11 protein-coding genes and 1 pseudogene are annotated in these 12829 nt (G+C 68.0%); 5 read left to right on the top strand and 7 right to left on the bottom strand.

Annotated elements, in window-relative coordinates:
- Window positions 1-172: 172 nt before the first annotated feature.
- Window positions 173-940 carry a Crp/Fnr family transcriptional regulator gene (locus WS75_RS06085; RefSeq protein WP_059679606.1) on the bottom strand — a complete coding sequence of 256 codons (768 nt, stop codon included), beginning with the start codon at window positions 938-940 and terminating at the stop codon, window positions 173-175.
- Window positions 941-1108: 168 nt separating this feature from the next.
- On the opposite strand from WS75_RS06085, the gene WS75_RS06080 reads away from it, so the two are divergent.
- Complete coding sequence (locus tag WS75_RS06080; RefSeq protein ID WP_059679744.1) at window positions 1109-2761, top strand: acyl-CoA synthetase; 1653 nt, start codon at window positions 1109-1111, stop codon at window positions 2759-2761.
- Window positions 2762-2800: 39 nt separating this feature from the next.
- Here WS75_RS06080 and WS75_RS06075 read toward each other — a convergent pair.
- From WS75_RS06075 to WS75_RS06060, 4 genes and pseudogenes are all read right to left on the bottom strand, one after another.
- Window positions 2801-3049, bottom strand: a pseudogene (locus WS75_RS06075) (methyl-accepting chemotaxis protein); the annotation flags it as partial.
- A 142-nt stretch (window positions 3050-3191) separates the two neighbouring features.
- On the bottom strand, window positions 3192-3623 hold the full coding sequence (locus WS75_RS06070; protein WP_059679604.1) for a YqaA family protein: 432 nt from the start codon (window positions 3621-3623) through the stop codon (window positions 3192-3194).
- Window positions 3624-3660: 37 nt separating this feature from the next.
- Window positions 3661-4836: a voltage-gated potassium channel protein gene (gene kch, locus WS75_RS06065; RefSeq protein ID WP_059679603.1), complete on the bottom strand. Its 1176-nt coding sequence runs from the start codon at window positions 4834-4836 to the stop codon at window positions 3661-3663.
- Window positions 4837-4960: 124 nt separating this feature from the next.
- Window positions 4961-5608: a LysE family translocator gene (locus WS75_RS06060; RefSeq protein ID WP_059679602.1), complete on the bottom strand. Its 648-nt coding sequence runs from the start codon at window positions 5606-5608 to the stop codon at window positions 4961-4963.
- 285 nt (window positions 5609-5893) lie between these two features.
- Between WS75_RS06060 and WS75_RS06055 the strand changes: the two genes are divergently transcribed.
- On the top strand, window positions 5894-6376 hold the full coding sequence (locus tag WS75_RS06055) for an Lrp/AsnC family transcriptional regulator (protein WP_006755380.1): 483 nt from the start codon (window positions 5894-5896) through the stop codon (window positions 6374-6376).
- A 273-nt stretch (window positions 6377-6649) separates the two neighbouring features.
- Here WS75_RS06055 and WS75_RS34045 read toward each other — a convergent pair whose 3' ends face one another.
- Both WS75_RS34045 and WS75_RS06050 read right to left on the bottom strand, forming a co-directional pair.
- Window positions 6650-6793, bottom strand: a complete 144-nt coding sequence (locus WS75_RS34045) for a hypothetical protein (RefSeq protein ID WP_179948877.1) — start codon at window positions 6791-6793, stop codon at window positions 6650-6652.
- Window positions 6794-7037: 244 nt separating this feature from the next.
- Window positions 7038-8690 (bottom strand): IclR family transcriptional regulator, encoded by a 1653-nt coding sequence (locus tag WS75_RS06050; protein ID WP_059679601.1) that lies wholly within the window; start codon window positions 8688-8690, stop codon window positions 7038-7040.
- A gap of 177 nt (window positions 8691-8867) precedes the next feature.
- On the opposite strand from WS75_RS06050, the gene WS75_RS06045 reads away from it, so the two are divergent.
- The 3 genes from WS75_RS06045 to WS75_RS06035 all read left to right on the top strand — a co-directional run bounded on the left by WS75_RS06045 (window position 8868) and on the right by WS75_RS06035 (window position 12816).
- Window positions 8868-9827: an MBL fold metallo-hydrolase gene (locus WS75_RS06045; protein WP_059679600.1), complete on the top strand. Its 960-nt coding sequence runs from the start codon at window positions 8868-8870 to the stop codon at window positions 9825-9827.
- Window positions 9828-10009: 182 nt separating this feature from the next.
- Window positions 10010-11377, top strand: a complete 1368-nt coding sequence (locus WS75_RS06040; protein WP_059679599.1) for an MFS transporter — start codon at window positions 10010-10012, stop codon at window positions 11375-11377.
- Between the two features lie 89 nt (window positions 11378-11466).
- Window positions 11467-12816: an MFS transporter gene (locus WS75_RS06035; RefSeq protein ID WP_059679598.1), complete on the top strand. Its 1350-nt coding sequence runs from the start codon at window positions 11467-11469 to the stop codon at window positions 12814-12816.
- The last annotated feature ends 13 nt before the right edge of the window (window positions 12817-12829 follow it).

Here is a 12829-nt window from a genome sequence, read left to right as displayed (position 1 = left end):
CGTCGGGGCGGAACGGGTCACTGGCGCGAAACTGGCGGAATTGTCAGGTTGGGGCGGGGCGACGAAAGGCCGATTCATCGGATGAAAAGCGCGCGGGCGCAGGCACCCGGAAACCGCCGCCGTGCCGCACGCGCATGCCGCAGCGCCGACGGTTCCGCTCATCCGGCGTCGCTCAGATCTGTTCCATCCCGACCCGCGCCAGCGCGGCCAGATCGACGACCTCGATCTGGTTGTACGCGAGCCGCAACACGCCGCGTTTCTCGAGCTGCTGCAACGCCTGGTTGATCCGCTGCCGCGACACGCCGACGAGCATCCCCAGTTCCTCCTGAGAGATCGCGAGCGACGGGCCGGTGTCCGGGTACAGCGCCGGGTTGAACAACTGCGCGAGCGCCTGCGCGACACGCGCGTCGACGTCGAGCAGCCGGCTGTTCTGGATCGACGCGATGAACTCGCCCATCCGGTTGTTCAATTGATGGATCACGAAGCGCGTGAACGGCAGGCTCGTGTCGAGCAGCGCATGGAACGTGTCGACCGGGACGAACAGCACGATCGAGCGCTGGACGGCGACGACTTCGTACTTGCGCAACTCGCGCTTGATCACGCTGCCTTCGCCGAACCAGCCGCCCGACGGCACGCCGGAAAACGTGCAGCCGCGCCCCGACGCGTTGAAGATCGCCAGCTTGAGCAATCCGCGATGCACGCCGATCCAGTATTCGGACGGCGCGAGCCGCTGCGCGATCACGTCGCCGGCTTCGTGCCGTTCCGCGTGCGACTGCGCGAGCACCAGCGCCTGGTGTTCCGGCGCCAGCGCGCGGAACCACGCGCACTGGCCGAACAGCGCGGACAGGGCGGGCAACGGGCCCGGTTCGGGCGGCGGGTCGGCCGGCGAGTGGTCCGGCGGAGCGGCCGCGTCGGGCGGCGCAACGGAGTGGTCGTGCATGGGTGCGGGTTTGCGAGGATAGGGATAACGCGCAGCGTTCATCGGGCACTCTGTCGTTTCGATGACAGACGGCTCACAATAGCGCCCGTTAGGCTATCGGCAATTGAACCACATCAAGACCGATCGGGGTGCATGCACGTCGGCCGGCAGAAAACGGGAGACAGGATCATGACGCAGATGTTCGAGGCCGGACTCGGCCGCCGCGACGCCAACTACGTGCCGCTCACGCCGATCGACTTTCTGGTCCGCGCGGCCGAAGTCTACGGCGAGCGCCTCGCGATCGTGCACGGCGACGTGCGGCGCACGTGGGGCGAGACCTACAAGCGCGCGAAGCAGCTCGCGAGCGCGCTCGCGCGGGCCGGCGTCGCGCGCGGCGAGACGGTCGCGGCGCTGCTGCCGAACATCCCGGCGATGGTCGAGGCGCACTTCGGCGTACCGATGGCCGGCGCCGTGCTCAACACGATCAACACGCGGCTCGACATTTCGTCGGTGCTGTTCATGCTGCGTCACGGCGAAGCTAAGGTGCTGATCGTCGACACCGAATACGCGGAGCTCGCGCATCGCGCGGCGCTCGAAGTGCCGGGCCTGAAGATCGTCAGCGTCGCCGACGCGATGCCGGCCGACCCCGCGCGCTTCGCGGGCGCGACCGACTACGAAGCGTTCGTCGCGGGCGGCGACCCGGACTACGCATGGACGCCCCCCGCCGACGAGTGGGAGGCGATCGCGCTGAACTACACGTCCGGCACGACCGGCGACCCGAAGGGCGTCGTCTATCACCATCGCGGCGCGTATCTCGCGGCGATCAGCAACATCCTCGAATGGGACATGCCGAAGCACGCGGTGTATCTCTGGACGCTGCCGATGTTCCATTGCAACGGCTGGTGCTTCCCGTGGGCGGTCGCGGCGCGCGCGGGCGTGAACGTCTGCCTGCGCAAGTTCGACGCGAAGACGGTGTTCGACCTGATCCGCCGCGAACGCGTCACGCATTACTGCGGCGCGCCGATCGTGCAGAGCGCGATCGCGAATGCGCCGGCCGAGTTACGCGCGGGCATCGATCACACGGTGCACGCGATGGTCGCCGGTGCCGCGCCCGCGCCGGCCGTGATCGCGAAGATGAAGGAGATCGGCTTCGACCTGCTGCACGTGTACGGATTGACCGAGGTCTACGGCCCCGCGACCGTGTGCGCGAAGCAGGCGCACTGGGACGAACTGCCCGACGACGAGCGCGCGCGGCTCAATGCGCGGCAGGGCGTGCGCTATCACCTGGAAGCGGGCGCGACGGTGCTCGACCCGGACACGATGGCGCCGGTGCCGGCCGACGGCGAGACGCTCGGCGAGATCATGTTCCGCGGCAACATCTGCATGAAGGGTTACCTGAAGAACCCGCACGCGACGGACGAGGCATTCCACGGTGGCTGGTTCCATACGGGCGATCTCGGCGTGCTGACGCCGGACGGCTATATCCGCATCAAGGATCGCCGCAAGGACATCATCATTTCCGGCGGCGAGAACATCTCGAGCATCGAGGTCGAGGACGCGCTGTACCGGCATCCGGCCGTCGAGGTCGCGGCGGTGGTCGCGATGCCGGACCCGAAATGGGGCGAGGTGCCGTGCGCGTTCGTCGAGCTGCGCAACGGCATGAGCGCGACCGAGGAGGAAATCGTCGCGCACTGCCGGCAGTTGCTCGCGGGTTTCAAGGTGCCGAAGGTCGTGCGCTTCGGTGAGTTGCCGAAGACGTCGACCGGCAAGATCCAGAAATTCCAGCTGCGCAACGCGGTCGGGTCGGACAAGGCGATCGACCTGGCCGGGGACAAGAAGTAATCGACGCGACCGGGCAGTTGCCCGGCCGTTCGTCGTGCGTCACGCGTCGCGGGCCAGCCGGAACACGCTGACGGCTTCCGCCAGTTGCGCGGCCTGGTCGCGCAACGCGACGGCCGCGCGTTCGGCATCCGAGATCAGCGTCGCGTTCTGCTGCGTCGCCTCGCCGATCTGCGTGATGGCCTGATTCACCTGCTCGATGCCGGTCGATTGCTCGCGCGACGCGGCGCTGATCTCGCCGATCAGCGTGCTGACCTGATCGACGCGCTGGACGATGTCGCGCATCGTGCCGGATACGAATCCTGAGTCGAGAGGGAGAGAGGCGGAACGCACGCGCCACCGCATACCGTAAGGAATACGGCAGCTTCGGTGGATTCTTTAACGGTGCGAAGCCGAAGGGGCGAGCAGGTTCGCCCGACGCAGGCGGGCAGCGTCAGTGCATCACGAGCCACGCGACGGCCAGATACCGCCCGACCTTCGCGATCGTGACGATCGCGAGGAAGGTCGGCAGCGGCTCGCGGAGCACGCCGGCGACCATCGTCAGCGGATCGCCGACCACCGGCGCCCAGCTCAGCAGCAGCGACCAGCGGCCGTAGCGCGCATACCAGCGCTCGGCGCGCGCGAGCGCGGCCGGCTTGACCGGGAACCAGCGGCGCTCGCGGAAGTGCTCGATGCCGCGGCCGAGCGCCCAGTTGACCACCGAGCCCGCGACGTTGCCGACGCTCGCGACCAGCAACAGCGCCCACACGGGCTCGCGTCCGGCGAGCAGCAGGCCGGCGAGCACGGCTTCGGACTGGAGCGGCAGCAGGGTCGCGGCGACCATCGACACGGCGAACAGGCCGCCGTAAGTGAGCAATTCGGACATCGCGCGATTGTACCGGCCGCGCGTCGGCCGGCACCGGTCACGCGGCGGCGTCGGTGCCGAACAGCAGGTGCGAGATCACCGACTTGTCGACCGGTTCGTCGTTGAGCGTGCTGGCGAGCAGTTCGCCCGCGAGCTGCTGCGGCGAGAACACCATGTCCGGCTTCAGCAGGCGCAGCCGCTCGAGGTTGCGTTGCTGGTTCACGAGCGCGACGGTACGCACCGTCGACGCGATCTCGCGGATCGCGAGGATGATGAACGCATTCTCGGCATCGTCGGAGCGCAGCGCGAGCACCGCGCGGGCCGTTGCCGCGCCGGCGCGTTCCAGCACCGCGTGGTCGGTGGCGTCGCCGACGATCAGGTCGGTCCCGCCTGCATAGTTGTGCTCGACGCCGGCCGGCACGATGACGGTCACGGCGTAGCCGCGCTTGCGCAGCCCTTCGTGTACTGCATGCGCGACGGGCGTCGCGCCGACGATCAGGAAATGATGCTTGCGGATCACGTTCGAAATACCTCCCTTGACGATCCGTTTCAGGTTGCCGCCGATCACCGGCCCGACCACCGCGCTGATCGATGTCGCGAACACGGTGATGCCGAGCACGATCACCGATGCGGTGAAGAGGCGCGCGGTGGGCGCGTGCGGGACGATGTCGCCGTAGCCGACCGTCGACATCGACACGATCGAGAAGTAGACGGCCGTGGCGAGGTCGTGGACCGGCGGCGTGTATTCGTCGCCGAGATACAGCACGCCGAAGGTCGCGTAGATCAGCAGAGACACGATGCTGAGCAGCGCGAACAGGCTGCTCGCGGCGACGCTCGCGCGGTCGAAATGGCGCCAGTAGTAGATCAGCGTGACGGCCAGCACGGCCGTGTACACGAACACCGCGTTGCTGCGGTAGCCGCCGAGGATGCTGATCGCGGCGGCCGCGACCAGCAGCAGGATCGACAGCACCCACGCGAGGCGCGCACGCAGCACGATGCCGATGGCCATCGTCGCGAGGCCGGCCGCGACGACGACCTGCGGCAGCACGACGAGGCCGGCGTTATCGACGAGATTCAGCGCATCGGTGAGCCACGCACGATGCACGCCGAGCTTCGCATGGGCGACGACGGGGCGCAGCACCATCAGTGCATCGAGCGCGAGGAGGAGAGCGAGATACCAGTGCAGGCCGATCGGCGCGAACAGGCGCCGCAGGCGGGTAGTGACGTGCTTCATGCAATCACCCGGTCGAGCCGGGTATGTCCAACGAACCAGGCGCTACCCTAAAGCATTCGGCGATCGGCTGCTTTTTCGCGGGGCGCGCGGGTGACCCGGCACCCGCGCGCGCGGCCGCTCGGTCTCAGTTCCAGCCGACCATGATTGCGCCCATGCCGACCAGCAGCCCGCCCGTCACTCGGTTCATCGCGCGCATCCGCGCGGGACGCTGCAGCACACGGCTCAGCCGGTGCGAGAAGAGCGCCATCGACGCAATGCCGCCGGCGAACAGCAGCGCGAAGGACGTCGCGAGCAGCAGGAACTGCGCGTTCAGGCTCCAGTCTGCGCTCGGAACGATGAATTGCGGAAAGAACGACGGAAAGAACAGCAGCGTCTTCGGATTCAGGCCGGAGGTGGCGAGGCCGCGCCAGAACAGCGCGCGTCCGCTGTCGGTGTCGTCGGGTGCGGCGCTGCCGGGCTGCGTCGACGCGGCGGGCGCGGCGAGTTGCGCGCGGCCGAGCCATTGCTTACCGCCGAGCCACACGAGGTAGGCGGCGCCGGCCCAGCGCAGCACGGTCAGCGCGTGCTCGTCGAGGTGGACCAGCGAATTCAGGCACAGCGCGGTCAGCGCGAGCTGCAGCAGCACGGCGAGCGTGCCGCCCCATACGCACGGCAGCGCGCGGCGCCAGCCGGTGCGCAATGCCTGGTTCATCGTGAGGAGGTTGACGGGGCCGGGGGCGTAGATGAGGACGACGGACGCAGCGAGGAACGACAGATAGAGCCTGAACGACATGACGGGAGGTGCGGAAAACGAAGGATCAGGCGCCAGCCCGTGCAGCCGGATAGGCGCGCGGGAGGCGGGACATTGCATGCCTGCGTGTCCGGCGCCGCAACTCGTGATTGCGGCCGGGCGTCCCGGTGCGAAGGGGTTGTCGCGGGGAGCGTGCCGGACGACAGGCATGGAGAAAATGTATCAAGCGGGCCGGTTAAAAGGCTTCCTGTTTTCCAGTGAAGTGCGCCTGAAACCGGAATCCTGTTCAGATAGAATGCCGATTTCCAGTAGAAAATTCTTTACGTCATGGCTACCCGCGAACGCACGCCAAAAACCCTCGACAACCAGGACCGCAAGATCCTCGGTGCACTGCAAAAGAATGCGCGTCTGTCGAACGCCGAACTGGCCGAACAGATCGGCATGTCGACCACCGCATGCTGGAACCGCACGCGGCAGCTCGAGCTCGACGGTTACATCGACGGCTACGTCGCGCTGGTCAACCAGCGCATGCTCGGCTACGCGGACATCGTGATCCTCGAAGTCACGCTCGATCGCCATGAGGACGACGCGCTCGCGCGTTTCGGCGCCGAACTCGCGGCGCTGCCCGAAGTGCTCGAGGCCTACCTCGTGTCGGGCGAATACGACTACTGGATCAAGGTTGCGGTGGACGGCACGGCGGGCTATGAGCGCTTCCTGCGCGAGAAGCTGTACCGGATTTCGAGCATCCGCCATAGCCGCTCGATGTTCGCGCTGCGGTGCATGAAAGACGTGCCGTCAATTCAGGTGTGACGGCAGGAGAGATGGGCCGCGGATCGTCGTGACGACGATATTCGCGGTTGTGTTGAAGCAACGTGGTAATCGGGCTGTCGCGTCGAGTGGGCGCGGCCCGGCGCCGGAAACAGGCGGGCAATGCCTGCGGGGCGGTAAAACGGATGAATCTTCCGCGGGCTTTCGCGGCCTTCATCCGTCACGCCGATGCCGGGCGCGGCAGCCTTTTGGTGCGCGTCCCGGCAGGCGGGTCGGATGGATGGCGTGCCGCCGGCCGGCGGCGTGGCGCTGCGCTCAGCGCGGCAGGCGTGCGTGCGCTTCAGCGATGATTTCGCAGGTCTCGAGGTGCAGCGCCCATGCTTCTGCAAGCAGCTCGCCAACACGTGCGAGCCAGCCAGCGGATTGGGTGGAACGATCGGAGACATTAGACGTTTGCATGACGAAGCCCCATGTAGGTGGCGAGTTAGGGATAACCCTAATGATAGAGGAGCGTCGCCGCGTTGTGAAATGCGATTTCGTTATATGAGAATTACTGACAATTTCTGTTGCTGCTGCGCAACATGAATTGCGCCTGTTTCTGCATGGCGGACAGGCGTAACGAGGCCGTGGCGAGCACGGCCGCGCATTGACGGACGGAAAGGGTTGTCAGGCGGGGAGAAAGGGGGCGGCAGCAGAGCGGTGCTTACGCGCCGATCCATCCGAAGCGCCACGACAGGCGGCGCGTCGCGGCGAGCAGCGCATGTGCGAGTTCGCTTTCTGGCCCGCGCGGGAAGCCGCGCGACGAACCGATGATCGCGATCACGAGCCGGATGCTGCCGGTGTGATCGAACACGGGCGCGGCGATCGTCCCGATGCCCGGCACCGGCGCATCGAACGCGAAATCGAGCTCGTCCGCGCGGATCGTCGCGAGCCGTGCGCGGAATGCGTCGTCGACCTGCGTCGCGCGGCCGGCGAGGCGCACCGGCTCGTCGGTCAGCAGGCCGGCCAGCACGTCGTCGGACATGCCGGCCGCGAAGATCCGCCCTATCGCGGTATTCACGAGCGACATCACCGTGCCGACCTGCAGGCTCACGTGCTGCGGCCGCGCGGATTCCTCGAGGCGGATCACGGTCGGCCCGAGCGGCCCGAGCGTCGCGGCAGCCACGCTCATGTCGGTCGCGGCCGCCAGCGCGACGATCTCGGCTTCCGCATCGCGCGTCGGCGACACGCGCTGCATCGCGATCAGGCCGAGCGCCTGGCCGAGCGGCCCGCCGCCGAAGCAGCCGGCGTCGTCGCGGCTCAGCAGGCCGATCTTCTGCAGGCTCACCAGATGCGGAAATGCCTTCGCGGCCGGCATGCCGGCCGCCGCCGCGAGGTCGCGCAACGGCAGTGCACGACCCGCCGAGACGAGCGCCAGCAGCAGCTCGCCCGTGCTGTCGAGCGCGTTGATGCCGCGTTGCGCTTTCGTATCGTCGGCGAGCGCGGGCGGCATGCGCTGCGTGGCCGGGAGCATGCCCGGCGCGATCGGCGGCGCATCGCGTCCCGCGCCGAGCGACGCAGTGGCTAGCCGTGCCGCGTCGCGCAGCGCCGTCGCGATCGGGCCGTCCCATCCGACATCGATCGATCCGGTCGAGCCGATCACCGTCAACGCGAGTTGCAGACGTCCGTCCGCGTCCAGCACCGGCACGCACATTGCGCTGACGCCGGGGCTCGGCAGGTCCACGCCGCGCTCGATCCCGCGCGCGCGGATCGCGTCGAGTTCGGCCTGCCACGCGCCGGCGTCGGACGTGGGCTGGACGCCTTCCGCGCCCGCGAGCGTGTCGCCGGCGCCGGCTTGGCTGGCCGCCATCGCGTCGAGCTGCGCGGGGTCGCCGAACGCGCGGAACACCCGGCCGGTCGCCGTCGTGTCAAGCGACATCACCGATCCGACGTGCAGGTTCACGTGCAGCGGATAGCCGCCGTGCTCGATGCGCACGATCGTGGGCCCGAGCACGCCCGGCACCGACAGCGCGACGCTCAGGCCGACCGCTTCCGCGAGCCGCGCCGCATACGGCAGCGCCGCGCGATAGGCCGGCTGGCGCTCGATCGACATCAGCCCGAGCCGCAGCGACAGCGGCCCTGGCTCGTAGTTGCCCGTGAGCGCGTCGCGTTTCACGAGCGCGAGCCGCGTCAGGCTGACGAGATAGGTGTGCGCCTGCGCGGTCGACAGGTCGGCCGCGGCCGCCAGCTCCGACAGCCCGAGCGGCTTGCGCCGGCGCGCGAGCGCGTCGAGCAGCCGGCCGCCGACCTCGACGCTCTGGATCCCGCGCTGCGCCTTGGGCGGCGCGTCGTCCGCGCTGACTTCATGGTTCTGCACGCGATGATTCTTCCGTTGACGAAACCCCGCATGGTATCCGACGCCATTTGACGCGCCAGCCCACAGGTTTACCCGCATTAGACAATAGCAAGCGACTTTGTCATTGACAAATAATCGGTGCGGGCAGATGATCCGCTCACTCCCCTCAACACATGGCTCGCAGCCACGGAACGCAACATGGCCAAAGCATTCGCCTCCCAAGCCGATCTGGAAGAGAAGAAAGTCACCTGGACGCAGCTGTCCGAGAACGCGTACGCGTACACCGCCGAAGGCGACCCGAACTCGGGCGTGATCATCGGCGACGACAGCGTGCTGATCGTCGACACGACCGCGACGCCCGCGATGGCGCAAGACCTGATCGCGAAGATCCGCAGCGTGACCGACAAGCCGATCAAGCACGTCGTGCTGTCGCATTACCACGCGGTGCGCGTGCTCGGCGCGTCCGCGTATTTCGACGAAGGCGCGCAGCACGTGATCGCGAGCCGCGGCACGTACGAGATGATCGTCGAGCGCGGCGAGGCCGACATGAAGTCGGAGATCGAGCGCTTTCCGCGCCTGTTCGCGGGCGTCGAGACGGTGCCGGGCCTGACCTGGCCGACGCTCGTGTTCGAGCGCGAGATCACGCTGTTCCTCGGCAAGCTCGAAGTGAAGATCATGCACGTCGGCTCGGGCCACACGAAGGGCGACACGATCGTCTGGCTGCCGTCGCAGAAGGTGCTGTTCTCCGGCGACCTGGTCGAATACGACGCGGCCTGCTATTGCGGCGACGCGCAGCTCGAACAATGGCCGGCCACGCTCGAGGCGCTGCGCGCGCTCGGCGCGGAAAAGCTCGTGCCCGGCCGCGGCCCCGCATTGCTGAATCCGGCCGAGGTCGACAAGGGCCTCGACTACACGAAGGATTTCGTGACGACGCTGCTCGCGCAGGGCCGCAAGGCCGTCGAGCGCAAGCTCGACCTGAAGGCGGCGATGGCGCTCACGCGCGAAGCGATGGATCCGAAGTTCGGCAACGTGTTCATCTACGAGCACTGTTTGCCGTTCGACGTGTCGCGCGCGTTCGACGAGGCGAGCGGCATCACGCATCCGCGCATCTGGACCGCGCAGCGCGACAAGGAAATGTGGGACGCGCTGCAGGACTGAGCGGCTCACCGCGGCGCGGCGTCCAGGCGGGCGTCCTGCCGTTTTACTGACGGCGCCTGAACGACGGCGGCATTGGGCCGCGGTTCAGCGCGCCGGCTTCCGGTCTCACAAGAATGCAGGGCGCACGTACGCCCTCGGAGACTGCTGCGCGCTCGAATCGCGCGGCCCGTTTGGAGAGAGACATGCCCCGATCGCTTCCCGCCGAAGCGACGATCGCACACGCGAGTGCTGCGGCGTCGGCTTCCGCATATGAATCCACACCGGCGTCGGACGCCGGCGACGCGCTGCTGTTCCGCAAGATTGCATGGCGGATCGTGCCGTTCCTGTTCCTCTGCTACGTCGTGTCGTTCCTCGACCGCATCAACATCGGCTTCGCGCAGCTGCAGATGAAGCACGACCTCGGCTTCAGCGACGCGATGTACGGCCTCGGCGCCGCGGTGTTCTACGTCGGCTACGTGTTCTGCGAGGTGCCGAGCAACTTGCTGCTCGCGCGCTTCGGCGCGCGCCGTACGTTCACGCGGATCATGCTGCTGTGGGGCGTCGCGTCGACCGGGATGATGTTCGTGTCGCAGCCGTCGCATTTCTACGTGCTGCGCTTCCTGCTCGGCGTGTTCGAGGCCGGCTTCTTTCCCGGCATCGTGCTGTATCTGACCTACTGGTTCCCCGCGAACCGCCGCGCGGCGGCGATCTCGGTGTTCTTCGCGGGCGTCGCGGTGGCCGGCGTGCTCGGCGGCCTGATGTCGGGCTGGATCATGCGCGACATGAGCGGCGTGCTCGGGCTGTACGGCTGGCAGTGGATGTTCGCGATCGAAGGTGCGCCGGCGATCGTGCTCGCGTGCTTCGCGTTTGCCTATCTCGTCGACCGGCCGCAGGACGCCGCGTGGCTCACGTCCGACGAAAAGGCGCGTGTCGCCGCGCTGTGCGGCGACGGCCGTGCGCACGGCGCGCACGACACACGCAGCCTGATGGCCGCGCTCGCGAACCCGCGCGTCTACCTGTTCGCGTTCGTCTACTTCTCGCTGACCTGCGCGTCGCTCACGCTCAATTTCTGGATGCCGCTGATGATCCGCGACTTCGGCGTGACCGACGTCGTGGCCGTGAGCCTGTATACGGTCGTGCCGAACGCGGTCGGCGCGGTGGGGCTGATCCTCATCGCGCGCCGCTCGGACCGCACCGGCGAGCGCCGCAAGCACTTCGCGTGCTGCACGATCGGCGGCGGCCTCGCACTCGCGGCGCTGACGCTGCACCTGCACAGCTTCGCGGCGATGCTGGCGTGCCTGTCGATCGCGGCGACGCTGATCTTCGCCGCGCTGCCGATCTTCTGGGCCGTGCCGACCCGCTATCTGTCGGGAAATGCGGCCGCGGCCGGGATAGCGCTGATCAGCAGCATCGGGATCACGAGCGGCATCGTCAGCCCGTGGGTGATCGGGCTGATCCGCACGCGCACCGGCAGCATGGATCTCGCCGTGTACCTGCTGGCGGCGCTGCTCGCGCTGAGCGGCGCGGCGCTGATGCTCGGCGCGAAGGGCGAACCCGCGCGGCGGGCCTGAACCACGGCCGGGCGCTGCAGGCGGGCCGGCAGCGCCCGGCGTTGCGTGTCCTGTCGGCCCCGTATTCGCATCCATCGAGGAGACGATCGATGTCAGCCCATCTTCAAGCGGACGCCGCGCATCCCGTCGCGGCCGCGTCGCGCCCGTCGGACAACGACGCGCTGTACCGCCGCATCGGCGTGCGGATCGTGCCGTTCCTGTTCATCTGCTACATCGTGTCGATCCTCGACCGCAGCAACATCGGCTTCGCGCAGTTGCAGATGCGGCAGGATCTCGGCTTGACCGACGCGATGTACAGCCTCGGCGCGGTGCTGTTCTTCGTCGGCTACGTGCTGTTCGAGGTGCCGAGCAACGCGCTGCTGCGCCGCTTCGGCGCGCGCCGCACGTTCGCGCGGATCATGTTCCTGTGGGGCGCGGTGTCGGTCGCGATGATCACCGTCGACAGCGCGAAGCATTTCTACGTGCTGCGCTTCCTGCTCGGGCTTTTCGAGGCCGGCTTCTTCCCCGGTGTCGTGTTCTACCTGACGTACTGGTATCCCGCGCGCCGGCGCGCGTCGGTGCTGTCGATCTTCTATGCGGGCGTCGCGGTGGCCGGGATGGTCGGCGGGCTGCTGTCGGGCTGGCTGATGCGCGGGATGTCCGGCGTGCTCGGGCTGCACGGCTGGCAATGGATGTTCGCGATCGAGGGCGCGCCCGCCATCCTGCTCGGCGTGATCGCGTGGTTCTGGCTGTGCGACCGCCCTGAACAGGCACGCTGGCTGTCCGACGACGACCGGCAACGGCTCGAGGCCGACCTGGCCGCCGATCGCGCGGCCGCACCCGCGCACGCGGCCGCATCGCTGCGGCAGGTGCTGGCCGAGCCGCGCACGTACCTGTTCGCGTTCATCTATTTTTCGCTGACGACCGCGCTGCTGATGCTGCTATTCTGGATGCCGCTGATGATTCGCGAATTCGGCATTCATGACGTCGTGCAGATCAGCCTGCTGTCGATCGTGCCGAACGCGATCGGCGCGGCCGGCCTGATCGCGATCGCGCGGCGCTCGGACCGCAAGCGCGAGCGTCGTTGGCACTTCGCCGCGTGCGCATTCGGCGGCGCGGTGACGCTCGCGTTGCTGACGCTGCACCTGCCGAGCATCGTCGCGATAATGGCGCTGCTGTCGATCGCGGCGATGCTGATCTTCGCCGCGCATCCGGTGTTTTGGGCCGTGCCGTCCGCGTATTTCTCCGGCGCCGGCGCGGCGGGCGGGATCGCGCTGATCAGCAGCATCGGCGTATCGAGCGGGATGATCACGCCGTGGATCGTCGGGGTGATTCGCACCCGCACCGGCAGCATGGATTCGGCGATGCTGATGATCGCGGGATTGCTCGCCGCATGCGCCGTCGCGATGCTGCTGGGCGTGCGCGCGACCTCGCGTGACGCGGTGCTCGCGCCGCGTTGACGGGTGCGCACCG

This window comes from Burkholderia sp. FL-7-2-10-S1-D7 (assembly GCF_001524185.1).
Taxonomy (GTDB): Bacteria; Pseudomonadota; Gammaproteobacteria; order Burkholderiales; family Burkholderiaceae; genus Burkholderia; species Burkholderia diffusa.
Note: the sequence above shows the minus strand (reverse complement) of the source record. Positions and strands in the feature narration are given on the sequence as shown.